The organism is Stenotrophomonas sp. FSL W7-1447 (genome assembly GCF_037966425.1).
GTDB classification, from domain to species: Bacteria; Pseudomonadota; Gammaproteobacteria; order Xanthomonadales; family Xanthomonadaceae; genus Stenotrophomonas; species Stenotrophomonas pavanii.
This window is the reverse complement of record NZ_CP150199.1, coordinates 495,097-517,892: the sequence shown is the minus strand read 5'-3', so window position 1 is coordinate 517,892 and position 22,796 is coordinate 495,097. Positions and strand designations below refer to the sequence as shown.

General features: G+C 63.8%; 29 protein-coding genes. 15 read left to right on the top strand and 14 right to left on the bottom strand.

Annotation, left to right across the window (positions count from 1 at the left end):
• The first annotated feature begins 20 nt into the window (after positions 1–20).
• Positions 21–407, top strand: a complete 387-nt coding sequence (locus tag NSQ78_RS02375; RefSeq protein WP_064237546.1) for a MerC domain-containing protein — start codon at positions 21–23, stop codon at positions 405–407.
• Positions 408–489: 82 nt separating this feature from the next.
• On the opposite strand, the gene NSQ78_RS02370 is transcribed toward NSQ78_RS02375, so the two are convergent.
• The gene (locus NSQ78_RS02370) at positions 490–774 is read right to left on the bottom strand and encodes a metal/formaldehyde-sensitive transcriptional repressor (protein ID WP_049466065.1); all 285 of its coding nucleotides are present in this window, start codon (positions 772–774) and stop codon (positions 490–492) included.
• A 55-nt stretch (positions 775–829) separates the two neighbouring features.
• On the opposite strand from NSQ78_RS02370, the gene dmeF reads away from it, so the two are divergent.
• Complete coding sequence (gene dmeF / locus NSQ78_RS02365) at positions 830–1,810, top strand: CDF family Co(II)/Ni(II) efflux transporter DmeF (protein ID WP_064237545.1); 981 nt, start codon at positions 830–832, stop codon at positions 1,808–1,810.
• Between the two features lie 37 nt (positions 1,811–1,847).
• Here dmeF and NSQ78_RS02360 read toward each other — a convergent pair whose 3' ends face one another.
• On the bottom strand, positions 1,848–2,132 hold the full coding sequence (locus NSQ78_RS02360; RefSeq protein ID WP_064237544.1) for a hypothetical protein: 285 nt from the start codon (positions 2,130–2,132) through the stop codon (positions 1,848–1,850).
• A 90-nt stretch (positions 2,133–2,222) separates the two neighbouring features.
• On the opposite strand from NSQ78_RS02360, the gene NSQ78_RS02355 reads away from it, so the two are divergent.
• From NSQ78_RS02355 to NSQ78_RS02345, 3 genes are all read left to right on the top strand, one after another.
• Complete coding sequence (locus NSQ78_RS02355) at positions 2,223–2,639, top strand: hypothetical protein (RefSeq protein WP_064237543.1); 417 nt, start codon at positions 2,223–2,225, stop codon at positions 2,637–2,639.
• Between the two features lie 69 nt (positions 2,640–2,708).
• Positions 2,709–3,032: a hypothetical protein gene (locus tag NSQ78_RS02350; protein ID WP_064239599.1), complete on the top strand. Its 324-nt coding sequence runs from the start codon at positions 2,709–2,711 to the stop codon at positions 3,030–3,032.
• Positions 3,033–3,156: 124 nt separating this feature from the next.
• Complete coding sequence (locus NSQ78_RS02345; RefSeq protein WP_064237542.1) at positions 3,157–3,999, top strand: MnmC family methyltransferase; 843 nt, start codon at positions 3,157–3,159, stop codon at positions 3,997–3,999.
• 3 nt (positions 4,000–4,002) lie between these two features.
• On the opposite strand, the gene NSQ78_RS02340 is transcribed toward NSQ78_RS02345, so the two are convergent.
• Positions 4,003–4,971, bottom strand: a complete 969-nt coding sequence (locus NSQ78_RS02340; protein ID WP_057494957.1) for a polysaccharide deacetylase family protein — start codon at positions 4,969–4,971, stop codon at positions 4,003–4,005.
• Between the two features lie 71 nt (positions 4,972–5,042).
• Positions 5,043–5,687, bottom strand: coding sequence for a hypothetical protein (locus NSQ78_RS02335; RefSeq protein ID WP_149901996.1), 645 nt, complete (start codon positions 5,685–5,687; stop codon positions 5,043–5,045).
• Positions 5,688–5,820: 133 nt separating this feature from the next.
• Here NSQ78_RS02335 and NSQ78_RS02330 point away from each other — a divergent pair, with 133 nt between their 5' ends.
• The gene (locus NSQ78_RS02330) at positions 5,821–6,501 is read left to right on the top strand and encodes a hypothetical protein (RefSeq protein WP_064237540.1); all 681 of its coding nucleotides are present in this window, start codon (positions 5,821–5,823) and stop codon (positions 6,499–6,501) included.
• Positions 6,502–6,611: 110 nt separating this feature from the next.
• On the opposite strand, the gene NSQ78_RS02325 is transcribed toward NSQ78_RS02330, so the two are convergent.
• Together NSQ78_RS02325 and NSQ78_RS02320 are read right to left on the bottom strand one after the other, a co-directional pair.
• Positions 6,612–6,785, bottom strand: coding sequence for a hypothetical protein (locus NSQ78_RS02325; RefSeq protein ID WP_005415066.1), 174 nt, complete (start codon positions 6,783–6,785; stop codon positions 6,612–6,614).
• A gap of 9 nt (positions 6,786–6,794) precedes the next feature.
• Positions 6,795–7,607 (bottom strand): alpha/beta hydrolase, encoded by an 813-nt coding sequence (locus tag NSQ78_RS02320; RefSeq protein ID WP_064237539.1) that lies wholly within the window; start codon positions 7,605–7,607, stop codon positions 6,795–6,797.
• Between the two features lie 227 nt (positions 7,608–7,834).
• Here NSQ78_RS02320 and NSQ78_RS02315 point away from each other — a divergent pair, with 227 nt between their 5' ends.
• Together NSQ78_RS02315 and NSQ78_RS02310 are read left to right on the top strand one after the other, a co-directional pair.
• Entirely contained in the window at positions 7,835–8,314 is a 480-nt protein-coding gene (locus NSQ78_RS02315; protein WP_049438956.1) for a nuclear transport factor 2 family protein, read from the top strand.
• A 75-nt stretch (positions 8,315–8,389) separates the two neighbouring features.
• Positions 8,390–8,806: an XVIPCD domain-containing protein gene (locus tag NSQ78_RS02310; RefSeq protein WP_049470202.1), complete on the top strand. Its 417-nt coding sequence runs from the start codon at positions 8,390–8,392 to the stop codon at positions 8,804–8,806.
• Between the two features lie 63 nt (positions 8,807–8,869).
• On the opposite strand, the gene NSQ78_RS02305 is transcribed toward NSQ78_RS02310, so the two are convergent.
• The 8 genes from NSQ78_RS02305 to NSQ78_RS02270 all read right to left on the bottom strand — a co-directional run bounded on the left by NSQ78_RS02305 (position 8,870) and on the right by NSQ78_RS02270 (position 16,337).
• Complete coding sequence (locus NSQ78_RS02305) at positions 8,870–9,940, bottom strand: XVIPCD domain-containing protein (protein WP_049470205.1); 1,071 nt, start codon at positions 9,938–9,940, stop codon at positions 8,870–8,872.
• 37 nt (positions 9,941–9,977) lie between these two features.
• On the bottom strand, positions 9,978–10,553 hold the full coding sequence (locus tag NSQ78_RS02300) for a hypothetical protein (protein WP_064237538.1): 576 nt from the start codon (positions 10,551–10,553) through the stop codon (positions 9,978–9,980).
• Between the two features lie 145 nt (positions 10,554–10,698).
• Positions 10,699–11,844 carry a YncE family protein gene (locus NSQ78_RS02295; RefSeq protein WP_049470210.1) on the bottom strand — a complete coding sequence of 382 codons (1,146 nt, stop codon included), beginning with the start codon at positions 11,842–11,844 and terminating at the stop codon, positions 10,699–10,701.
• A gap of 184 nt (positions 11,845–12,028) precedes the next feature.
• On the bottom strand, positions 12,029–13,042 hold the full coding sequence (locus tag NSQ78_RS02290; RefSeq protein WP_064237537.1) for an XVIPCD domain-containing protein: 1,014 nt from the start codon (positions 13,040–13,042) through the stop codon (positions 12,029–12,031).
• A gap of 2 nt (positions 13,043–13,044) precedes the next feature.
• Positions 13,045–13,680: a hypothetical protein gene (locus NSQ78_RS02285; RefSeq protein ID WP_049470216.1), complete on the bottom strand. Its 636-nt coding sequence runs from the start codon at positions 13,678–13,680 to the stop codon at positions 13,045–13,047.
• Positions 13,677–14,603: an XVIPCD domain-containing protein gene (locus NSQ78_RS02280; protein WP_064237536.1), complete on the bottom strand. Its 927-nt coding sequence runs from the start codon at positions 14,601–14,603 to the stop codon at positions 13,677–13,679. The genes NSQ78_RS02285 and NSQ78_RS02280 overlap by 4 nt, the downstream gene beginning before the upstream one ends.
• A 155-nt stretch (positions 14,604–14,758) precedes the next feature.
• Positions 14,759–15,733: a lytic enzyme gene (locus NSQ78_RS02275; RefSeq protein ID WP_194434286.1), complete on the bottom strand. Its 975-nt coding sequence runs from the start codon at positions 15,731–15,733 to the stop codon at positions 14,759–14,761.
• A gap of 4 nt (positions 15,734–15,737) precedes the next feature.
• The gene (locus tag NSQ78_RS02270; protein WP_064237535.1) at positions 15,738–16,337 is read right to left on the bottom strand and encodes a hypothetical protein; all 600 of its coding nucleotides are present in this window, start codon (positions 16,335–16,337) and stop codon (positions 15,738–15,740) included.
• A gap of 213 nt (positions 16,338–16,550) precedes the next feature.
• Here NSQ78_RS02270 and NSQ78_RS02265 point away from each other — a divergent pair, with 213 nt between their 5' ends.
• The 7 genes from NSQ78_RS02265 to NSQ78_RS02235 all read left to right on the top strand — a co-directional run bounded on the left by NSQ78_RS02265 (position 16,551) and on the right by NSQ78_RS02235 (position 22,658).
• On the top strand, positions 16,551–16,766 hold the full coding sequence (locus NSQ78_RS02265) for a hypothetical protein (RefSeq protein WP_188238358.1): 216 nt from the start codon (positions 16,551–16,553) through the stop codon (positions 16,764–16,766).
• Positions 16,767–17,250: 484 nt separating this feature from the next.
• On the top strand, positions 17,251–17,634 hold the full coding sequence (locus NSQ78_RS02260) for a hypothetical protein (protein WP_064237533.1): 384 nt from the start codon (positions 17,251–17,253) through the stop codon (positions 17,632–17,634).
• Between the two features lie 574 nt (positions 17,635–18,208).
• Positions 18,209–19,012: an HNH endonuclease gene (locus NSQ78_RS02255; protein ID WP_064237532.1), complete on the top strand. Its 804-nt coding sequence runs from the start codon at positions 18,209–18,211 to the stop codon at positions 19,010–19,012.
• A gap of 96 nt (positions 19,013–19,108) precedes the next feature.
• Positions 19,109–19,528: a DNA mismatch endonuclease Vsr gene (gene vsr / locus NSQ78_RS02250; RefSeq protein ID WP_080473095.1), complete on the top strand. Its 420-nt coding sequence runs from the start codon at positions 19,109–19,111 to the stop codon at positions 19,526–19,528.
• 94 nt (positions 19,529–19,622) lie between these two features.
• Positions 19,623–20,489 (top strand): NaeI family type II restriction endonuclease, encoded by an 867-nt coding sequence (locus tag NSQ78_RS02245; protein ID WP_064237531.1) that lies wholly within the window; start codon positions 19,623–19,625, stop codon positions 20,487–20,489.
• A gap of 349 nt (positions 20,490–20,838) precedes the next feature.
• Positions 20,839–21,795 (top strand): DNA cytosine methyltransferase, encoded by a 957-nt coding sequence (locus NSQ78_RS02240; protein WP_080473094.1) that lies wholly within the window; start codon positions 20,839–20,841, stop codon positions 21,793–21,795.
• The gene (locus tag NSQ78_RS02235; RefSeq protein WP_064237530.1) at positions 21,792–22,658 is read left to right on the top strand and encodes an NgoMIV family type II restriction endonuclease; all 867 of its coding nucleotides are present in this window, start codon (positions 21,792–21,794) and stop codon (positions 22,656–22,658) included. The genes NSQ78_RS02240 and NSQ78_RS02235 overlap by 4 nt, the downstream gene beginning before the upstream one ends.
• Positions 22,659–22,796 lie beyond the last annotated feature (138 nt).

Sequence of the window (22,796 nt, the reverse complement as noted above, 5' to 3'; positions counted from 1 at the left end):
TTGCGCAAGGAGCCTCCCCGATGAAGTCCCCGTCAGCCGCCCTGCTTGATGCCGGCGCGGTCGCCCTGTCCAGCCTGTGCCTGCTGCACTGCCTGGCGCTGCCCCTGCTTGCCGCCGCGCTGCCCCTGTTCGGCACCTGGGCCGAAGCGGAATGGGTCCACCTGCTGTTCGTGGCCATCGCCTTGCCGTTGACCGGCTACGCGCTATGGCGCGCCGAACGCCGTCACCCGCTGCCGGTGCTGGCCTGGGCCACCGCCGGCACCGGGCTCGGCCTGCTGCTGGCCGGTGCACTGGCGCTGCCCTCGCACGACTGGGAAACACCGATGACGGTCACCGGCAGCCTGCTGCTGGCCGCCACGCATATCTGGAACGCGCGGCACCGCCACGGGGGTAGAGTCGACTGTTAGTCGACTATCGCGCGAAGCGCGGAATCTCATGCCGCCTGAGCGAAGAGCAGTCGACTAACAGTCGACTCTACCCGCCCTCGGCCTATTTGCCGTAGCGCCGCAGCAGCTCGACCAGCACCTCGGCCTCGGCCGCCCGCTGCTGCGGGTCTTCGGCGCCCACCACGTGTTCCTGCAGGTGCTCGTGCAGCAGCTCCATCAGCAGGCTGTGGGCGGCGCCGCGCACGGCGGCAACCTGCACCAGCACGTCCGCACAGTCGCCGGCCTCGCCCTCGGGCGTGTCCAGTGCCTGCTCCAGTGCCGCGACCTGGCCGGCGATGCGGCGCACCCGGGTCAGCAGCTGCTTTCGATTCCTGTGTACATGGGCCATGGCTGGATCATATACCCTATGGGGGTATCCACTCCACCTCCGTTGGTCACCCTCCATGCACCTGGACGCCCTCGCCGCCGCCCGTCGCCACGAACACCGCTTCGACGACGGCAATCCGCTGGCCGAACGCAATACCCGCCGCGCCCTGTGGCTCACCGTCAGCATGATGGTCGTGGAGATCGTCGGCGGCTGGTGGTTCAACTCCATGGCCGTGCTCGCCGATGGCTGGCACATGAGTTCGCATGCGCTGGCGCTCGGGCTTTCAGTGTTTGCGTACCGCTGCGCACGCCGCTACGCGCACGACCCGCGCTTCGCCTTCGGCACCTGGAAGATCGAGATCCTGGCCGGCTATACCAGCGCCATCGCCCTGCTCGGCGTGGCCGCGCTGATGGCCGTGCAATCGCTGGAGCGGCTGTGGGTACCGGCGCCGATCCACTACAACGAAGCCATCGCCATTGCGGCCGTCGGGCTGGGCGTGAACCTGCTGTGCGCCTGGTGGCTGCACGACAGCCCGGGCCACGCGCATCATCACCACAGTCATGCCCATCACCATGACCACGGGCATGGGCATGGCCACGACCACCACGACCACGGCCATGCGCACGGTCACGACCTCAATCTGCGCTCGGCCTACGTCCATGTGCTGGCCGACGCCGCCACCTCGGTGCTGGCCATCGTCGCCCTGCTCGGCGGCAAGCTGCTCGGCCTGACCTGGCTGGACCCGGTGATGGGCCTGGTCGGCGCCGTGCTGGTCACGGTGTGGGCGGTCGGCCTGCTGCGCGACAGCGGCCGCATCCTGCTCGACGCGCAGATGGACGCGCCGGTGGTGGCCGAAGTGCGCGAAGTGATCGAACAGGGCCCGTGGCCGGCACGCCTGGCCGACCTGCACGTCTGGCAGGTCGGTCGCGGCAAGTACGCGGTCAGCGCCAGCGTGGTCACCAGCGACGCCACGCTGGATGCCGATACCGTGCGCAACGCGCTGGCGATCCATGAAGAGCTGGTGCATGTGACGGTGGAGATCCACCGCAGCGAGTGAGCCGCCAGGTATTGCCGGCCAGCGGCCGGCACCATCGCTAGAGCTTCAGCATCATCCGCAGCAGGTACATCAGCAGCGGCAGCGCACTCAGCACCGCACCGCCGATGCCGATCCATGGCCAGCGCTCGCCACGCACGCGCGAGGCCACTGCCAGGCCGCCGCCCACCAAGGCCGCGCCCAGCACGCCCACCCCCAGCCCAGCGGCCATGCCATTGCCACCGGCGGCGACTGCCGCCTGCGCCGCCACGGTGCCCGCGCCCCAGCCCGCAGCAATCCCCAGCCAACTGGCCACGCCGCACCACGGTGCCTTGCCCTGTGCCATCCGAAAACCCCTGTGTCCTTGCCGAATTTCTGTACGGGCCACGCCCGCGTGCTGCCTACACTAGCCGCACCTGCCCTGTAGGGACATCCCATGCGCGCGCGCCGCCTGCTGCTGCCCGGTGCCCTCCTGCTGCTCACTGCCTGCGGCGACGATGCGCGGCTGCCCTTCTCCGCCGACCCATTGCAGGGCTGCTTCGCCACCGCCGCGCGCAAGCCCGCCGACTTCCGCATCGACAAGGAAGGCAGCCAGTACTTCGTTTCCTTCATCCGTGGCGAGCAGTGGCAGCGCGAACCGAACGCCCTGCACAAGGCCACCCGCAGCGAGATCAGCCGTTACTTCCGCGACGACGCCGACCAGATCGACAGTGCCCTGATCCGCATGTCCGGCGGCTTCGGCATCTTCCACTTCAACAAGGGCGCGACGCTGAAAGGAAAAGCCAGCGACAGCGACTACATGGCGCTGATGCTGATCGGGGCCGGGCCGGTGTATGCGGTGAAGTGCCCGTAATCCGCAACGATTCTGATAGCTGCCTGGAGCGGCGTGGGCACATCCTGTGTTCTTTGAGGATCGATGCGGATGCTGCTGTTCCTGCTGCTTGCGGTGAGCGCCCCCAAGACCCAGGGCGCCTATGACGAAGTCCGGGAGCTGCCCGACGGCCAGATCCTGATCATGCGCACTCTGGATTGGGACCTCGGCGACGGAACGAAAGAGCGCGTCACCGTGCACTGGCTACTGCAGGAGGACGGCCGCATGCGCTACGACTTCGATCGGCAGCCGCCGGAAACCCAGGAGGTCCATCGTCGATCGTGCGCGCGGCAGGGCATGCAGCCGTCGCGTGGCGTGAACATGATCGCGGGGGAAGGAAGCACGCACGGTTACAGCTGCACCAGCCAGCGCTAGCGTCGAGCCCACGTCCGGCTGCTCCCGTCTGCCTCCACGCAGGGCGTAGATCAGCTTTGACATCGGCTCAGCTCTACAACAGCTGCGGTACCATGCCCTCCCCCGAACCGCCCCGGTACCCGCCGTGCCCCATTACACCGGCCCCCTGCTGACCCGCGACAGCGCCGACACCCTGCGCCGTGCCCATGACAAGGGCGCCGCCGACTGGCAGGGCTCGCTCGATCTCGGCCGCAGCCAGGACAGCGTGGCGCTCGATGCGGACGGCTTCCACTTCCGGGGCCAGCCCTACCCCTGGCCGGGCAAGCTGAAGGACCGCACGCTGTACTACTGGGATGGCGAGGAATTCGCACCGGTCTCGCGCTACAGCGGCTCGCTGATCAAGCTGGTGCCGACCGAATGGGGCGCACCGACCTTCGAGATCGACGGCATCAAGATGCTGCCGACCTCGAAGCTGTCGCCGTTCGAGGATGCGCGCCGCAAGGTGGAGCTGGTCGCTCCGGCCGGCAAGGTCATCCTCGATACCTGCGGTGGCCTCGGCTACTTCGCCGCCTGTGCGCTGGAAGCCGGTGTCGGCCAGATCCGTTCGTTCGAGAAGAACGCCGATGTGATGTGGCTGCGCACGCTCAACCCGTGGTCGCCGGATCCGGACTCGGCTGCCGCCGGTGGCCGCCTGCAGTTCAGCCACGGCGATGTCTCGCAGCAGATCGAACAGGTGGCCAGCAACAGTGTCGATGCGATCCTGCACGACCCACCGCGCTTCGGCATCGCCGGCGAGCTGTACTCCCAGGTGTTCTATGACCACCTCGCCCGCGTCATCCGCAAGGGCGGCCGACTGTTCCATTACACCGGCGCGCCGAACAAGCTGACCAGCGGCCGCGACGTGCCGCGTGAAGTGGCCAAGCGCCTGGAAAAGGCGGGTTTCAAGGCCGAACTGGCGCTGGACGGCGTGCTGGCCGTCAAGCGCTGAGCGTCACTCCGAATCGACCTTGGCCAGCTTCATCACCCACGCCGGCACCTCGGGTTCGCCGGCGTAGAAGTCCTTCGGCTTGTTCTCCGCCATCGCCCAGCGGTGCAGCCAGCTCGGGCCATAGCGGCCGTTGTAGCCCTCGGCACCCCGCGCGTAGGCCGGGTCACGCATCGCCTCGTCCAGTGAAATGAAGCGATAGCCGCGCCGCTTCGTGGCCGCCACCAGTTCGGCAAACGTCGCCGCGTTGAGCTCATTGGCGTGCATCAGCCACACCTGCGGCAGCGCGTACCCCAGCAGCGCCTGCGACTGCTTCTCGTAATAGTCCAGCTTGTTCAGCATGTACGGCACGTAGCCCTTGCGCAGCTGCGCCAGTGTCGCTGCGCGCGCGGGCGAGTCCGCCTGCTCGTTCATCACGTTGGCATAGGCGAACGCCCACACCCACTCACCGTTGTCCACCGTCACCGGCGCCACGCGGTAGCCATGCTGCTTGAAGAACCCATCCATCTGCATGCGCTCATCCGCAGTACGGCCAGCGCGCAGGTAGGGGTGGCGCATCCACTGTGGGGCCTGCCCCTTCTCGGCCAGCAACGGCCGCAGCACCGTCTCGCCGCGCAGGAAATCCTGCTGGAAAGCCGCCACGCCCTTCGCATTCAGATCCATGTGCGAAAAGGTGTGATTTCCCAGCACGTAGCCGGCATCGCGCCAGTCGCGCAGCATCTGCACCCGCGCCGGCTGCACCTGTCCATCCACCTCAAGCTTGTTCTCGTTGACGAAGCCGACCACCGGCACGCCTGCCTGACGCAGCTGGGCCATCAACGCCTCATGCCGCGCCTGCAGGTCCGGCGGCACGATCTGGTCCAACCGTGCCCATGGCAGATCATCGATGGTCACCGCGATGCGGCGGTCCACCTCGGCGGCGTGCACCGCCAGCGACAGCAGCAACAACGGCAACGCTCGCAGCAACAAGCGCATCGGGTCTTCCCTGGAGTGGCGAGGCGTCGACTGTAACGCGATTGGCGTGCGCCGCCGAGCGTGCGCTCGGATCAGCCCGCCCGGGCTCGCGCGATCCCCCGCCACAGGCCGATGCCCCCCATCATCGTCGCCAACAGCAACATCGCCAGCACCAGCGCCAGGTCATCCGGATTGCGCATCAACGTCGCGTTCTCGCGCGCCAGGATATGGAACACCACGTGTTGCGCCTGCGCCAGCGGGGTATCGCCCTCCGCCACCAGGTCCATCAGGCACGCCGTGGGTGACAGCCGTGCCACGCTGTTCCATGCAGTCTCGTACAGATACAGCGTCCATCCGGCCAGGCCCAGCGCTGCGCCATGCAGCACCAGCAGTGCCACGTTCGCCGTGCGCAGCCGGTCACGCAGCCACAGCGCGCGGCTGGCACACACGGCCATCGCACCCAGCAGCGCCAATGCAATGCCCGCGACCGGGATCCAGCTCAGCGGCTGCCAGTCGTCCAACGCACCGGCGCGTGCCATCACCTGTTCGGCCATCTGCAGCCGCGCGTGCGCATCCGGACCACCACAGGCCTCGGTGATCGGTTCCAGCAGCAGATCGACGCGACAATGGAAGAACCCGGACGCCAGTGCCACGGACAACAGTGCGACCAGCTGCAGCATCAGCAGGATCGGCCCCTGCCCACAGATGCGGCGGATTCGGGACGTGGCAGGGCTCATCGGTTCATCCATGACAGCAAACAACCATCCTAACCAAGCGCTTCGCACGTGTCGGCTGGCGGATGCGACATGCAGCGCATGGCACGGCTACGATGGCGGGCTGTCCGAGTCCGCAAGTCCCAAGGTGTTCCCGATGGTGATGCTGTACCTGGTCGTACGAGCGCTGCTGCCACTGCTGGCGTTCGTGCTCGCGTGGTGGTGGCTGGCACGCCTGATCAATGCGCGCGCCGCTCGGCTGCCACGTGTCCCGTTGAATCTGCCGGCGCACAGCAGCAGCCCGCGCAGGAAGGATCGGCGCATCTACGCGCGCACGCTGCGGCGCAGGCCGGGCCTGCGTACGGCAACCCGCGCCGCCACCGCACCCCGCAGCTGGCACGTCGCTGCGGCCATCCTCTCGCTGCTGGTGCTGATCGCCACCGTGCTGGCCATCCCCGACGGCGCGCGCTTCCAGGTGATGATGGGGAACCTGATCGGCTACCCGAGTGCCCTCATCGAGGTGCGGGCTCCCGTGGCCGCACAGCCGGTGGTGCTGCAGGCATGGCGGCCCACACTCGCAAAACTGGGGCAACCCACAGTGATGCGCTACCCGATCGCCCGCACCGGTGGCGAGCATGAAGCCCATGCGGTCGTGCCCGTGCAGGTCCGCCAGCAGCCCGACCGGCTGCAGGTGGCCATCGCCCTGCCGGTGGACACCGAAATGCTGCGTGCGGAACTGGCACGGCTGGCCGGGTTGCCGATCGAGACGATCAACGTGCAGCAACGCGACGTTGCACCGTGGTGGGAGTCGGGCTGGCAGCCACTGCCCGGCCCGTAGCGCTCAGCCCATGCTCGGCGGACCTTTGCCCCTTTCCCGGACGGCACGCGCTGCGCGCGCCAGCCGAGCATCGGCCCGGCCCTACACCAGGGCCACACCCAGCCTATGAATCACGACCCACGCGGCAGCTTCGCCGCCCACATGTTGTCGACCAGGTTGGGATAGCGCCGCCCGTTCTCCTCGGCACGTTGCCGTGCCGCCGCCTTCTGCGCATCCGACAGCGGTTGCGACGTCTGGCCCTTGGGGTTGGGCTTCTTCCACGGGGGGGTTCTGGTCTGGCGCATGGCCGCAGCTTAGCGCTTCAGGAAGTTCAGCAGGGCCAGATTGAAGCGGTCGGCGTGGCTGGTGTTGCAGCCATGCGGCGCGCCTTCCAGGATCACCACTTCGCTGCCCTTGATGGCCTCGTGGGTACGCTGGCCGGAGCCCTCGAACGGCACGATGGCATCGCTGTCACCGTGCAGGATCAGGGTCGGCACCGTGATCTTTTTCAGGTCATCCCGGAAATCAGTGGTGGCAAACGCGTGCATGCAACCCAGTGCCGCGGCCTGGTCGGATTGATGGCACAGCGCGATCGCCGCCTGGCGCGTTTCTTCGGTCACCATCAGCTGGCCGTTGGCGCTGAAGAAGCCGCGGGTGAAGCCGTCGAAGAACGCCTCGCGGTCCTTCTCCAATCCGCTGCGCATTTCATCGGCCTTGTCCTGGGTCAGCGGCCCCTCCGGGTTGTCGTCACTGCGCAGCAGGAACGGCGGCACCGCCGCAGCGAACACCACACTGCGCAGGCGATCCTGGCCGTGGTTGGCCACGTAGCGCGCCACCTCGCCACCGCCCATCGAGAAACCGACCAGGGTGGCATCGCGCAGGTCACGTTCCTCGATCAACCCCGCCAGGTCCGCCGCCAGTGTGTCGTAGTCATAGCCCTCGGCCGGCTTGTCAGAGCGGCCAAAGCCGCGCCGGTCGTAGCTGATGACCCGATACTGGGCATCGCGCAGGATCGCCACCTGGGTCTTCCAGGCATCGGCGGACAGCGGCCAGCCATGGATCAGGATGACCGGGCGGCCGTCGCCACCAGTGTCTTCAACGTGCAGGCGGATGCGGGAAGCAGGCATGGGCGCTCCTGTGGAAGGGGAGGATTTCAGGCTAGTGGCCGTCACCTGTGGCGGCTGTGAGGGAATCCCTGCCGCTCATGACATCCCCTGCACAGGCAACGGCCTCAAGGCTGGAACCGGGACGCCAATATGGGCATTCATTCCGTGGCGAGGCCGTTTCGTCGGAAGCCGGCTGCAGCGGCCCAAACGCCATGCCAGCCTGCGTGAACCCTCCCTGGAGCCTCACCATGCTGCTGCTCACCCTGCCCTTGCTGGCCGCCGGCCTCGTTGCCGCGCCAGCGCCCGCCGACACCCTGCGCGCGCAGATCCGCCAGGCCGACACCCAGCTGTTCGCCGCCGCCTTCGAGGCCTGCGATGCCGACAAGGCCGCCGCGATGACCACCGAAGACATGGAGTTCTTCCATGACAAGGATGGCAAATCGGCCAGCAACCGCGAGGACTTCCGCCGCAGCGTGGCCAGCCTGTGTGACAGCACGCGCAAGGGCGGCTGGCGCCTTCGCCGCGAGCGGGTCGAGCCCTCGCTGCAGGTGTTCCCGCTGCATGATGAGCGAGCCCTGGAAATCGGCGACCACCGTTTTTACGAGCGCGGCAAGGACGGGGTGGAACGCTGGGTCGGCCAGGCCCGTTTCATCCAGGTCTGGCGCCGCGTGGACGGGCACTGGCTGGCCGAACGGGTGATCAGCTATGACCACCGGCCGGCGGATTGACCTTTCCGGCGTCCTTCACCGGCCGGATCTATACTGGCGCGGTTCACCCCGACCCACCGCTACCGTTCGATCGCCATGGCAGAACTCACCCCCAACCACCCCGACTATGGCCTCCATCAGCAGGTCCGCCAGGGCGTGTCCGCTCTGGATGCCCAGCATGGCCGTGCGTTCGACCAGACCAGTGAGCGCCTGACCGCCAGCCTGACCGTACTCGCCCGCGAGCAGGGCCTGCAGCAGGTCGACCACGTGCTGGTCAGCAACGCCACGGCCCAGCACCCGGCCGGGCACAACATCTTCGTGGTGCAGGGCGACCCGGCCAACCCGGCGCACCTGCGCGCGATGATGCCGACGGCCGTGGCGGCGCAGACGCCGGTGGAGCAGTCGATGCAGAAATTGGGGTTGGCCCCGCAGCAGCCGGCCGTGGGGTTAGTGCCCGAACAGCAGGCCCGTGAGCAGGAGCAGCAGCAGAACCCGGCACACCGTCTGGGCTGAGCCGCCTCCAGCGTTGTTGGCGGCCCAGCGCGAGTACGTCGGCTCGCCGTGGCGCTTGCTGCGCTAGGCCATGCGCGGACCGGACTGCTCCTGCACCTGGCGCTGCTGCAGTTCATCCTGCGTGCGCACCTGTGCAGACTGCGACAGCTGCTCGGCACGCTCGAACGAAGTTTCTGCCGGTGTCTGCGCAGCCGCCGCTGTTGGCATGCTGGCGCGCAGCTGTGCCGGATCGTTGCGCTCGCCCTGCACGATGAAGATGTTCTGCGCAGCGTCGGCCTGCGCGGTGCGATCGCTCAGCAACACATGGTCGACCTGGGTCAGGCCGTTCGCCTTGGCCAGGACGTACAGGCTGGCGCTGATGTTCTCGCTGGTGGCGTCGAAGTCGCGGCCCCGCTCTGCATCCAGCAGCGCCACGCCTCGGTGGATCTGCGAGAGCAGCGGATCGTTACCGTGCCGGGCCAGACGATCACCGCTTCGTTCGCCCATGCCCTCAGCGTCACTCAACATGTGTTGCTTGAAACTACGCTCCGGCATGGGATTGGTTTTCCTCTGATTGAGCTCGCTGTCCGGAAACGGCGGATCAATGCTGTCCACGCCATGGATGTTGCGCAGCGGTCGGAATCCATCCTTGCCTGCCCCCTTGATGTCCAGGGGAATGCGGACATCCGGAAGAAGCTGCCCAGCAGGACCTCCCAGCGCGTTCACGTCGATACTTCTTTTCCGCTCGATGCCTGCGTGGTTCAAGGCTTCCCAGGTGAAGTCCACGCAGTTGTTGCGCACGTCCTGATAATGCTTGCTGAAGCCGAATTTCTCCGGGTCCGAGCCGAACTGCTGGAGCTTCCTGTACTGATCTTCACTGATCTCCAGGGTGCGCGTGTAGCGCGGGTCTTTATAGACCGTTGCATCATCCTCCATGATGGCGCCAGGACCATTCATGCTTCCGTGCTCCTTGGGAGCAAATCCGAAGCTCTTCGCAGGCACGCCGGGTGCATGCAGGACGTAGAACATGTGGCCGGGGGCGGACGTCTGCGGAATGCCCTCCGCGTCGACGGCCTGCTTGTGCGTCCTGGGGTCGATCAGCGGCGTGCCAGGTGCAGCGATAACGATCTCTACGGTGTAGCGTGGCTTGTCCATAAGGTGATTCCTTCGTTCCTTCCGGTGGTGAGGTTGATTACTTTCCTGGCGGTCGGGCGGCGTGTACCCGCAACTGGGCCGAGTAATGCTGCAATTCCGGCGTGGCCTTTACCGTGCGAACCTGTACGCGATAGCGGGTATCAGGCTCCACTGGCAGAGCAACCAGGCTCAGCGTGTACTGGCCGTCACTGCCCATGTGCGGCGACGTATACCGCCATTCGCTGGATGCATGCCATTCCGGAAGCGGCTCTCCCGCGTTGAGTGCCCCCGCCTGGTAGCTGTCGTAGGTGGGAACATCTTTCCAGGCATCAGCGCCCCATTGCTGCAGGGTCACCTCGAACGGAATCCTCATTGTGCCCACGTCAGGCTCGTCGGGCTTGCGCGTCGCTTGGCGCTGCAACTCCAGCTCCACGGCGTAGGTGCGGTGTGGGATGTAATTTCGCGCGTTCATCTCGAACTCGAAACTCACCCCTTGACCTGGCTGATCCACCGCGATCGGCTGGGCCAGGTCCAGTGGCTCGGGTGGGACAGGATCACGGCCGGAGCAGGCGCCCAGCACAGCGCTCAACATGATCAACAGGCCGGCGCGCAGCCAGCGGTGATTACCCAGCATGATTCAGATCCTTTGGCTCCCTGCCCTAGGGTTTCAACCCTAGCGGGTTGGCGCTCGGCACTGCAACCCGGCAACGAGAAAGGCAGGGTCTGCACCCTGCCTTCTTCACGCGGGAAACCACCGGGCGTAGCCCGGCGTCTTCGCCTTACAGCTGGATGCGCGCCACGCTCTCGTCAGCGCCCTTGTCATCCTTCTCGCCGTTCTTGATGCTCACGAACAGCACGTTGTTCTTCGCATCCAGCGCCAGGCTGTTCGGGTGGGTCGGCACGGTGTAGGTGGCCACCTTCTGGTAGCTGTCACTGTTGTAGGCGGTCACGGTACCGGCTTCGCGGTTGGTCACGTACAGGCGCTTGCGCGGTGCATCCAGCAGGATGCCCAGCGGGCCGGCATCGGTCGGGATGCTGGCCAGTTCCTTGCCGGTGCCGCGGTCGAGCACCAGCACGCGCTGGCCCGGGTGCCTGCTGACCAGGCCACTGCTCTTGGCCTGGTAATCACGCAGCATCTCCGAGCCCTGGTCGGTCACGAACAGACGCTTGCTGGCCGGGTCCAGCGCGATGTTCATCGGCTGCTCGGCGGCGATCTTGTGCTGCGCCACCACCTTGTTCGAATCGGTGCCCACCACCACCAGCTCGGCCAGCAGGTTGCTGGTGTAGACGCGCTTGTTGGCCGCATCCAGCGCCAGGCCCGGCGCCTTGGCATTGCCCAGGCCGTCGATGGTGTTAATCACCTTCAGCGTGCTCGTATCGATCACGAACAGCACGCTGCTCACGTCCGGCTGGCTGCTGTGGCCGGTCACGTACAGTCGGTTGGCCGCGCTGTCGACCACCAGCTCGCGCAGGTCGTGGGTGTAGGCGGCCTTGCCGTCCTTGCCGATCTTTTTCTCCATCAGCTGGATGGTGCCGACGGCCTTGCTCTGCGCGGTGTCGACCACGGTCACCGACAGGTCCACGGTATTGCCCACGTACAGGCGGTTGTGGGCGTCATCCAGCACCACGCCGAAGGCTTTGCGCTCCAGCGGGATGTGGGTTTCCACGGCCAGCGTGGCCGGGTTCAGGCGCAGCACCTGGGCCGGGCCGGCGTCTTCGCCGAAACCGCCGGAGGAGGCCACGAACACGGCGTTCTGCTTCGGGCTGTAGGCCAGCTCGTACAGGCCCTTGGCCACGGTCTGGCGCTGCACGGCGGCGGTGGCGCTGACGGCGGGCGCGTTGTCGGCGAATGCAGAAGGCGCGCCGAGGCTGAGCGAAACGGCAACGGCCAGGGCGGCCGAGCGGAAGAGAGGAGTACGGAACATGCGAGCGTCCTTGAATGGGCACGGGAAGGTGTCCTGGCTCGCTGGGCCGTACTGCGACGGCCCGACCTGCATCTGTCTGCGCGGGTGGGCTGGCTGGGGTTGCCGGGGAATGGTAGCAGGTGGGGGGGCGTGGCGTGCGCCGGTGCAGGCATGGCACACGCTCGACCTTGGCGCTGCCCTCCGGCTATGCCATCCGTGGGCCGTGGCTCTGTTGCAGCTGCTGCTCTTCCTGCAGGCGCTGCACATCGCGCTGCGGCAGGTTCTGCGGCAACTGCGCCACCCGTTCGAACGAGGCCTCTACCGGTGCCTGCGCTGCCAGCTCCGCCGGCATGCTGGCGCGCTGGTGCGCCGGGTCACTGCGGTCCCCCTGCACGATGAACAGCTTCGGCGCGGTATCACCGCGCGGCTCGCCCAGCACCACTTCGTCCACACGCGAGAACTGCTGCTCCTTCGACAGCGCGAGCAGGCTGGCACTGACATTGCCGTTGCGTGCACCGAAGGCACCGAGGTCGGCCACCTGCTGGTGGATCTGGTTGAGGCGGGCATGATCATCGTGCGCCGAGTCTGCGGGCGTGCCGCTTGCCGCGAGGGTGCTGTTGCCGCGCCACTGCTCGCCGTTCTCGGTGAACATCCACTCGCGGAAGGTCTGCTTCGGCATCGGGTTCCACTGCACCCTGTCCAGCTCGCTGCCCTTCACCTGCTGCGGAATGGCATTGACGGCGCGGATGTTGTCCAGGATCTTGGTAGCGCCCTCGTAGTTGGTGATCTCCCCGGCCAGCCCGACCGGTCGCAGGCCTGCGTGGTTCAGGGCACCCCATGCAAAATCGGTGCAGGCGTTGGAGAAGAAGTCATAGTTCATGTCGAAGCCGTGCTTCTTCGGGTCTGCGGAAAACTCGAGGAGGCGGTCGTACTGCTCCTTGCTGATCTCGATCGTGCGCTCGAAGCGGGGCTTGTCGTAGACCGACACGTCCATGTCATCGACTTTGCCCCTGTTCGGCTCGTCCTTGGTGCCTGCGTGGGTGAAACCAATGCTCTCCGGCAAGGGTTCACCCGAACGGCGCAGCGACAGGAACATGTGCCCCGCGAACGAGGGCTCCAGCAGAAACCTGTTTCCCTCGGCATCACGGCCGTAGCGCGGCGTGCCGGGGGCCGCCAGATGGATGGTTACGCTGTAGCGTTCGGCATCGTCCTTGTGCATGTCTACTTTCCTAGTGATTGGTAGCCAACGATCAGTTCTGCGTCCAGGCCATCCAGCTGGGGTCGATCCTCCACAAGGTCGACCCGCAGAACGTAGCGCCCGGGTGCAACGCCTCCGACCTGGGCCAGCTGCAGCGTGCGATAGAGCACGTCTTCAGAGTACAACCCGGCCTCGGCCAAGCTGTTGATGTCCACGCTCCCCGTCGTCAGGTCTGTGACCACGCCATCATCCCCGATCTTCTGCGAGTCGCGTCCATCGCGGGTACGCTGCCAGAGCTGTACATGACGAGGCGCGCTGCCATCAATTCGTTCCAGGCGCAGCCGCGTTGGCAAACGTCCGAGAGTGATCTTCTCCGAAGCATCCAGCAGCCGTCGCGCGTCGGTATCCTGCAGCCGCAACCCAATGTTCAGGATCGGAATGGCCGGCTTCTGGGGTGCCGGCAAATCAAACGTGACCTCGGCAATCCGACCGGCCTTCTGCAACTGCACGGCCCGCGTGATCGGCACAACCGTGCGGGCCTCGGCCTGTGCACGCGTCAGCAGGGGCGGCGCAACCTCAGGCGCTGGTGACGCACGGCATGCCGCCAGCGCGCCCAGCACCGCCAGCACCACCAGCCCCCGCCGCAGTGGTCGCGTCATTGCTCCTTCAACCGCAGCGAATCGGCCACATCGGTCTTGGCCGCCACCTCGGTGGCGATGCTGGCGCGGCGGTGCCCCGGGTCGTTGCGGTCACCCTGCACGATGAAGATGCTTTCGGCGGCATGGCTGTTCTGGGTTGGCCTGCTGAGCAGCACGTGGTCCACGCGCGAGAGGTTGTTCTGCTTGGCCAGCACCAGCAGGCTGGCGCTGATGCGCTGGCTGGCCGCATCGAACGGGCGGCCATGCGCGGCGTCCAGCTCCGCTACCTTCTGGATCAGCTGCGAGAACAGGCGATGGTCTGGGTGCGAAGGGTCCAGCAGCGTGCCGGCCACTTCAATCGGCGTCGGCGGCGGCTCATCGCTGGCGCGGTCGCCCTGGCGATGATGCTCGGCCTCGCGCTCGGGCATCGCGTGGTGGGCTTCGGCATTCAGATCGCTGCCCGGGAACGGCGCGGCAATGCACTGGATTTCCGGCAGGTTGAACAGCACCGCGAACTCGCCCAGGTTGCTGCCGCCGTCCAGCGGCGCCGGCAGCGGATGCAGGCCGGCATAGTGCAGCGCCGCCCAGACGAAATCGCTGCAACGGTTGACGGTGGCCGGGCGATCCACATCGAATTCGAACTCGGCAGGCTCCTCGGCGAAATCACGCAGGCAGCCGTAGTGCTCCTCGGTGATTTCCAGGGTGCGGCTGTAGTACGGGTCCAGATGCTCGTCGGCATCGTCGTGGCGCACCTGCGCGTACTGCACGCCGGTGCGGGTTTCGCCCGGCGCCTGGCGCGGAGGTGCGAAGCCGTAGCTGTGGGCCTCGTCGCCCGCAGCGACCTGCAGGTACATGTGGCCGCGCGGCGAGATGCCCCCACTTTTCAGCGGGGTGCCGGGCGCGGCCAGATAAAGGGTTACGGTGTAGCGTGTTGCCTGCTCCATGCCTGTTCAGCCTTGATGGGTACTGCGGTCCTGGCTGGATGATGGCATAGGTGGGATGGGGGGCAGGTGGAGGAATTGAGGACGCCGATCGCGACTTGCTGAATATGTGAGCCAGCTTGCAGTACCAGCGCTCCGAAAGGTCGCGGGTGGCGGCATTAGCCCATCTGCATGCCGCCGGACGTCTGGGCCGCCGCCTCGCGCTGCTGCGCTTCCTGACGGGTCTGCTCAGTCACTCGCGTGTCGATCTGCTGACTGCGGGCCAGCCCCTCCTCAAGGCTTTGCTGGGGCTGGTTCAGATCCACCATGGCCCTGAAGCCAGGCGTCGTGCCCATCACGAAGATCTTCTCTTCCTGCAGCACCACATCGCGCAGCTGTTGCGGCTGGTGAATGCCGTTCTCCCGCGCAGCAATCATCGCTGACATCACCTGCGCATCGCTCACCTTCTCAGGCAGGTCCGATCGCATGCGATCAAACAGCTGCTGCGATTCCGGAGACAGTGCGGCTACCCGTTCGTGCGGCGGCAGTTCGCCCTCCACCTCAGTCAACAGCTTCTGCAACGTAGTTTGCTTCTTGGGAAGGGGATTCTCGTGCGTCGAATTGAGCTTGCTATCAGGGAACGGCTTGGGAATGCTCTTCAGCGCATCGATGTTCGGAAGCACCTTCATCGTCCCTTCGAAGCCGGGATTGGGCTTCTCCAGCTTGGGTCGCAGACCGGCCTGACCAAGGCCTGTCCACACGTAGTCGACACAGCTGTTCGACAAACCGTTGTAGTTGAGATTGAAACGGTCCTGATCGCGATTGACGCTCGCCTCGCCGTACGCCTTCAGTTTTTCGTACTGATCCTTGGCGATCTCGAGCGTGTAGGAGAACCGAGGGTTCTGATAGGTCTCGAATTCCCCCTTGACCACGTGCCCAGGCCCGGTGATCCCCGTTTTTATCGGTGAAAACCCATATCCGTCTTTCTTGTCACCATCGGCAACCATGAAGTAGGCATGGCCCGCCGAAGATGAGTGGGTCGTGCCATCCTTGCCTGCAACAGGTGTCCCCGGGGCAGCAAGGTAGACCGTGACGGTGTAAGGCCCTTTCTTGCCTTCCTGGGATGCGGCTGCACTATTCGATTGACTGTCCATAGTCCTATTTCACGTTGTAGTTGGCGACGAGAAGCTCGAAGTTGAGATGCGCAACGTCCGGGTTGGCCTGAAGATTGGTCACTTTCAGCCGGTACTTACCGGCCGTCAGATCCCCGGAATCGGCACGGGCCACCTCGTATTCCCTGTAGGCCAGGGAAATGTCGTACTTTCCTGCGTTGACCAGACTGTTCGAATCCGCGCCGACGGCGCTCCTGTATTCGTACACATCGCCCTTGGCCGGTTGATATCGGCTGCCCTGCCAGACAGCAGGCAGATCGCGATTCAATACCTGTAGTGCTATGGGCGTTTCGGTGTCCCCATCCAGCTTCCACAGCTGCACCTTCAGGGGAATCCGGGCGTCTTCAAGGAAGTCGACATCGCCCGGTTTCATGTCCGGGCGCTTGGCAGGCCCACCGGTACGGAATCCGATCAGGAACGTGCGAGGTTTGGGATCTTTCTCCCAAGGCGGCGGCAATTCAAAACGCGCCTCTACCGTCGCACCCGCATGGACCAGGTCCATCGGCTTGGCGACGGGGAAACCATCGCCATACATCTGGGGTGCCTGCGTACCACAGCCGCCCATAAGCAGGGGCAGCAGTACCATCCATGGCCTCAGTAGGTGTCGCATCCGTTCCTCACATTCGAGCACTCACTTGTCGGCAGTTTATACACCGCACCGGCCGGCAGGACCTGAACTTGCTTCACATTGCCCAGGGGCGGGATGGGGAATCCTGCCGGTGAACATTGCGTGGGCCAGTTCTGGTGTTAGCAGGCACGCGATGGTGCAGGCACTATTCCTGCAGTCAGGAGGATGACCATGACCACGATAGACACCGCATGGCTGGAAGCGTTCGACAAGGAGCTCCTCCACCTGTTCGCCATCGACCATAGCGACGCCGGCATGGATGAGCACCTGCTGGGCTGCTACGCAGACCTCACGCCGCGCGAGGCGGCGCTGGCGTTCGGCAGCGACTACGACCTGGAGCGCGACGATGCGCTGTGGCCTCGGCTGCGAGTAGCGGTGCAAAGTTAAGCCGTGTCGCAATCGGCTAACTTCGGACCTCAGCCATGGGGGCGGATTTTCGCTTTTGAGACCCCGACCCTCTGCAAATCGTGCTTTTCAATGCGCATTCGGGCGGTAGCTTAACACCGGCCGAAACCACTGCACCGCAACGGTTCTGCCACGCGCGACCCATGCAACAATGCCGTAAGCGTCAGCATTTGCGGCCTCTGCGGCCTGCGGTTTCTTGGCATCTCGCAACCATGCGAGTACACCTTGGCGTGCCACCGGAAAAGGGTGGCGCGGGACTCGAAAACCCGTCTCTGTACCAGATGTATGCGCTTGCCGGCCGGCGTCACCTTTTGTGTGGCGCCGGCTGGCAATCCGTTCGCGTTCCATGGCGGGCGGTGCGTGGGGATCTTCGGATCCGCCGGTCTGGTACATACCGGTTTTCGAGCCCGCACCGTCCGCCACCTTTATCAGTGGCGCTGCTGTCTGTCCTGTACGGAGCATTGCCATGAACACATCGGACTTCCGTTCCCTGCACGCGCAATACGATCCGGACAACGCCGAACCCGCGCGCGAACGACCCGCGCGCGAACGATCCGTCGATCCCAACGCCTTCGTCGCCACGCTACGCCGCATCGGGACCGGTGCGGCTGCGGATGGCCAGCCTTGGCCGGAACGGCATCAACTGCCTGGGCGCTGTCTACAGCTGGCTGATGCGGATTGCGCATTGGCGGGGCTGCGTGTGGTGGCGGAGCTGATGTTGGCCGCGGAGCGGACCCGGCAGAATGGCGCGCCCGAGGAGTACCTGGGGGATCGGGTGATGGAGGGGTTGAAGATGGCGTGTGTAGCGCTGACGGCACAGGTGACTGAGCGGTTGCAGGTGCGGGAGTAGCGCCCAAGGCTTGAACCTCAAACAACAGGCTGCGGGCCATCGTCGCGGCCCATTCTCTGTTCGCCTCCGATCTGCAGGACTTCCAATGAAGTCGCTGATGTACGCATTACTTTGCTTGGCAGCGCTGATTGGTTCCGCGCTCGCACACTTCCACCTGCCCACAGGCGACTTGGAGCTGAAGACCTACCCCAAAGTCTCGGCTGCCGAGTTTGCTGTCATGCGCGAAGAGGCCCTAAGCCTAGCGTCTGAAGATGCAACCGTCGGTGCTGGACGCTTTGAATCAAGGTACTTCGAGCTCACTTGCCGAGGTGAGCCCACTCTGCTGGTGGACAACTCCTCATCACGGTTGCTCATACTTGGCTTCATAGGCCAAGCCAATGAGAGGCCTTGCGTTCAACCTCTACTCCAGCGCTGGAGTAGCCGACTACTTCCAGCCAATTAGGGCTTTGCAACTGAACTCCACATACGAGACGCGTCGACGGGCCTGAACAGGCCGCGATTTGCGCCGACACACCGCGCTCCTTAGCCTCAAGCTATTAGCGGCTCATTGTGTCGTTTACGGCATACTTTCCCCATGAACGCCACGCGCGGTCGAGGACAGGGGAAGGCTGTGAGCAGGTGGACTGATGACGAATTGGCTGCTGCCGTCGAGGCGTATCGCCAAATGGAGGCGCGTCTTGCCGATGGATTGATCCCTGAAAAGGCCAGGATCTATCGAGACCTGGCAACCCGCCACGGACGCACGCCCAAGGCGTGGGAGTACCGCATGCAGAACATCTCCCATGTTCTAGATCAGACAGGCAAACCTTGGCTACCCGGGCTTCTCCCAGCATCGAACGTGGGTGCGAGGGTTGAGCCGAAACTTGCAAAGCTCCTCGGGCTTTCTTGTGAGACGCTCACATCGATCTCTGGTCCTACAAGGGGACTGTTGGAGCAGGAGGCCAGAGCGGCGGAGGCATCTGGTAGTTTCTCCCCAGCAGATGAGGTGGACGAGAGGCAACGCGTGTTGGCAGCTATCGTTCGGCGCCGCGGGCAGCCCGCGTTCCGTAAGGCACTGCTGGACGCGTACGGCAGTTGCTGTGCTATGACGGGGTGCGATGTGGTCGATGCGCTTGAGGCGGCCCACATCCAGCCCTACTCAGGCCTAAAGAGCAACGATGTCAGGAACGGTCTTTTGCTCCGTGCCGATGTGCACACTCTGTTCGATCTGTATCTGATAACCATCAACCCCGGCTCTCTGAGGATCGCCGTGGCGCCTGCTCTCCAGCACTCCACCTACGTCGAATTGGATGGCCGTCAGCTAAGCACTCCCATGCCGTCTGAGCTGTCCGCCTACCAGGAATCACTCACTTGGCATCGTTCGCAGTGCCAGTGGTAGGAAGCGGCAGGGGAACTATGAAACGTTCACTGGCTATCTACCGAGAGCTGAATTTGGCAAGAGTATGCTTCACCCGAGAAGACCTGAGGCAGGACGATGCCCGACATTCTTAGTCCTGAAGCACGAAGCGAGCGGATGTCCAGGATTCGCGGCTCAGACACCAAACCTGAACTGTGGTTGCGCAAAGCTATGCATGCTCGGGGTTTTCGGTATGTGTTGGGGGGAAGGGGGCTTCCTGGACGACCAGATATCGTGCTGCCGAAGTACAGAACCGTCATCTTCGTGCATGGCTGCTTTTGGCATCTGCACAGTTGCTTGAACGGAAGAAGGCCGGGAAGCAACGCGCGCTACTGGTCACCCAAGCTGGACGCGAATGTGCGGCGCGACCGTAGGTCGGCGCGCCGCCTAAGGGCCGCAGGCTGGAAGGTGATTACTGTTTGGGAGTGCAAGATCAAGCGGGAAGCGGATCGAGCCCGAGAGATCGGTCGCATAGTCAGATTGTTGCGGCCCGACTGACACCTCAGGATCACGAGAATTGGGCAGCGGCTAACTATGGGCGGGACACGGCATAACCTTACGTAAATTGCCCACATTGTGATAGAAGGGCTCAATGAATGGCCTTTTTTCACAAGTTCCTCAGCTGGATGACCCCGCTCTAGAGCAGGTTGCCGCTGCGCTCTCACGCGACCCTGCTCTGCTGAGCAAAGTGGGGCAAGCGCTCCGCACAGCGTTCGACGAAGTGATTGATGCGCCCCGGACGGGGCGATTTTGCATTGATCAGCTAGAGAAGACTGAAAAGACCTACATCGGTACAAAGGTCGAGATCCTGCTTCGCAAAGCCTTGGCCCTGGAGCGGGGAGTCTTATTGGACAATCTAATTGCCGGCCACGAGGTTGATACCAAATTCACAGTCAAGAACGATTGGATGATCCCGCAGGAGGCGGTTGGGCAGCTTTGCATGCTTGTCCGTGCGGACGATGTGAAGGGGCTTTGCTGGCTCGGCCTGTTGAGAATGACCCCGGCAGTACTGACCAATGGCCAGAACAGAGACGGGAAGAAGTCCATCTCCGCTGCCGGTAAGGCGCAGATTCGATGGCTTGTAGAAGGTCCGATGCCCAGGAACTTCATGCTGGATCTCCCTGAAGTGGTGCGCTCGGCAATCTTGGCCCAGCCTAGTGGGCGGCAGCGAGTGCGCGCGCTCTTCACCATGGCCACGGGCCTTCTCATCCCACGGGACGTCATCGAACAGTTGGCACAACAGAGGGATGCGGTGAAGCGGGCTCGCGAGATGAAGGAAACTCTGGGAAGAGAGGGCTACCAGGTCCTTTGTGCCACCTATCTCGCAGACCGCGAGGTCATGATTGCCCGTGGATTCAAACCCGTAGGCAGAGATGAATGGCTGAGTCTCAGATCCTCTGATGACCAGCAGGGCTCTACCTTCGCGGCTCCCATCCAGCAACTTCCAGGAATCGGCTGACTGCGCTGCACAATGTGCCCGCTGAGGCCTTGACATTTCGACGATCTCGGAAGCTGTTTGGCGGATTCGACCTGCTGGGATGGCGCTCCGAGCGCGCTGAATTCCAAACACTTGCACTAGCGATCAGGCTTGGTACGCTGACAGCTGCCAGAGAAGGAGGAGTCCAGGCATCTGGGCCTGCCATAGCCTGTCATGCGGTTTAGGGTCACCCTAGTCTCAGCATCTGATACGGCGCCGGCGTGTACTTGCTCCCCCTACTACCCCCACCCAACACCTGGTGCTCGAAGGAGTTCGCGCTGTAGCTACCGCTACACCCTCCTGCCGGGCTCCTTTCTGATCCGAGATATACATGAGTCAATTCACCTCCCTTGAGATGTGCGCTGGTGCTGGCGGACAAGGCCTTGGCCTGGAGATGGCCGGCTTCGACCACTCAGCGCTCGTGGAATGGGAGTCGGCTGCATGCCAAACGCTACGCTTGAACCGCCCGAACTGGAACGTGATTGAGGGTGACCTCCGCGAATTCGATGCATCTCCGTACAAGGGCGTAGATCTCGTAGCGGGTGGCGTGCCCTGCCCTCCTTTCTCTAAGGCAGGAAAGCAACTTGGTGCCGACGACGAGCGCGACCTTTTCCCTGAAGCCATTCGGATTGTTGATCAGGTTAGGCCCCAGGCAATCATGCTTGAAAATGTCCGAGGACTACTCGACCCTAAATTCGATGATTATAGGAAGGGCGTCGAGAACGAACTTAAGAAGCTGGGATACTGGGGTGACTGGCGACTTCTTCACGCGTCGGATTACGGCGTCTCTCAGCTTCGGCCCCGTGTCATATTTGTTGGTCTGAAGAAGGAGCTTGCTCCTTCATTTTCATGGCCAGAAGCACTGAAAGAGCCCCCGAAGACGGTAGGTCAGCTCCTGCACGACTTGATGGGCGCGCGAGGCTGGGATCAAGTTGATGCATGGAGGGAAGGCGCCAACGCGATTGCGCCGACTCTCGTCGGTGGATCCAAGAAGCATGGCGGCCCTGACCTTGGGCCAACCCGCGCCAAGAAAGCATGGGCAGCTCTAGGTGTCGATGGTATGGGGCTTTGGGACCAAGCTCCCGAGGCAGACTTCGTTGGTATGCCCCGCTTGACACCCAGGATGGCGGCAAGGATCCAAGGATTTCCTGATAGTTGGGGATTTGCAGGTCGAAAGACGGCCGCGTACCGGCAGATCGGCAACGCATTCCCCCCCCCTGTTGCAGCATCGGTAGCAATCCAGATTAAGAAGGCGCTTCTGCGCGAGCGCTCCTCGAAGGCGGCATGAAGAAAGTGAAAGCAAAATTCGCAGCTGAGCGATTGGCCTTCCATGCAGCAATCCTTAACAAGATTCTTACCCTAGATGAGGATGGCAATCCTTCTAATTCTGATAGCGCCAGCGGCCCGAGCAAGAAAATCAGTAAACATATCGCTAAACAGCTAAGGGTTGAGACAAAAGCGAAACGGGCCCCAGGACAGATCTCGGGAGCAAGTTTTGAGAGCGCTTGTACTGACTTCATTCGCTCCACTTTCGTATCGCTGAATCATATTCGCCCCGGGAACTGGCTGATCAAACAGGTCGGGGGACGCAATCGTCGAACAATCGCGAGCTTCCAACAGTATGCGCACTTGGTCGCGCTCGACAAGGCCACGAAAGGGAACAAAGAACTTGCGGCCGCACTGGGGAGTGATTACACCATCACGCCGGACATCATCATTTACCAAAGCCCAATTGGGGATGACGTCATAAATGCAGCAGATGAATTGGTAGATAACAGCATAGCGAATCGCGCCTCTATCCGAAAGGCGAATGGAGGTTTGGACTTGCTGCATGCCAGCATTTCATGCAAGTGGACGATACGCAGCGATCGCGCTCAGAATGCTCGCTCTGAAGCGCTCAATCTAATTAGAAACCGGAAGGGCCGCCTGCCGCACGCAGTAGTGGTAACCGCGGAGCCACTGCCCAGCCGACTCGCCTCCATCGCTCTGGGCACAGGTGATATCGACTGTACCTACCATTTTGCCCTATATGAGTTGCAGAGAGCAGTCGATGAACTTGGCCTGGAAGAGGCCAAAGAGATGCTGGCCATTCTCGTCGATGGCCAGCGGCTCAAAGATATTAGCGACTTACCATTGGACCTGGCGATCTAACTGACCCACCGCCAATAGCAGGGGGATAGTGGGTAGAGCTTTCGCTATCTTTGGCGCCAGGGAATCTGACCCACAACGATCTCCAGGCACTCGTGCGTGAATTGATCCAGCACCGGTAGCAACCGGAAACGACGTCCA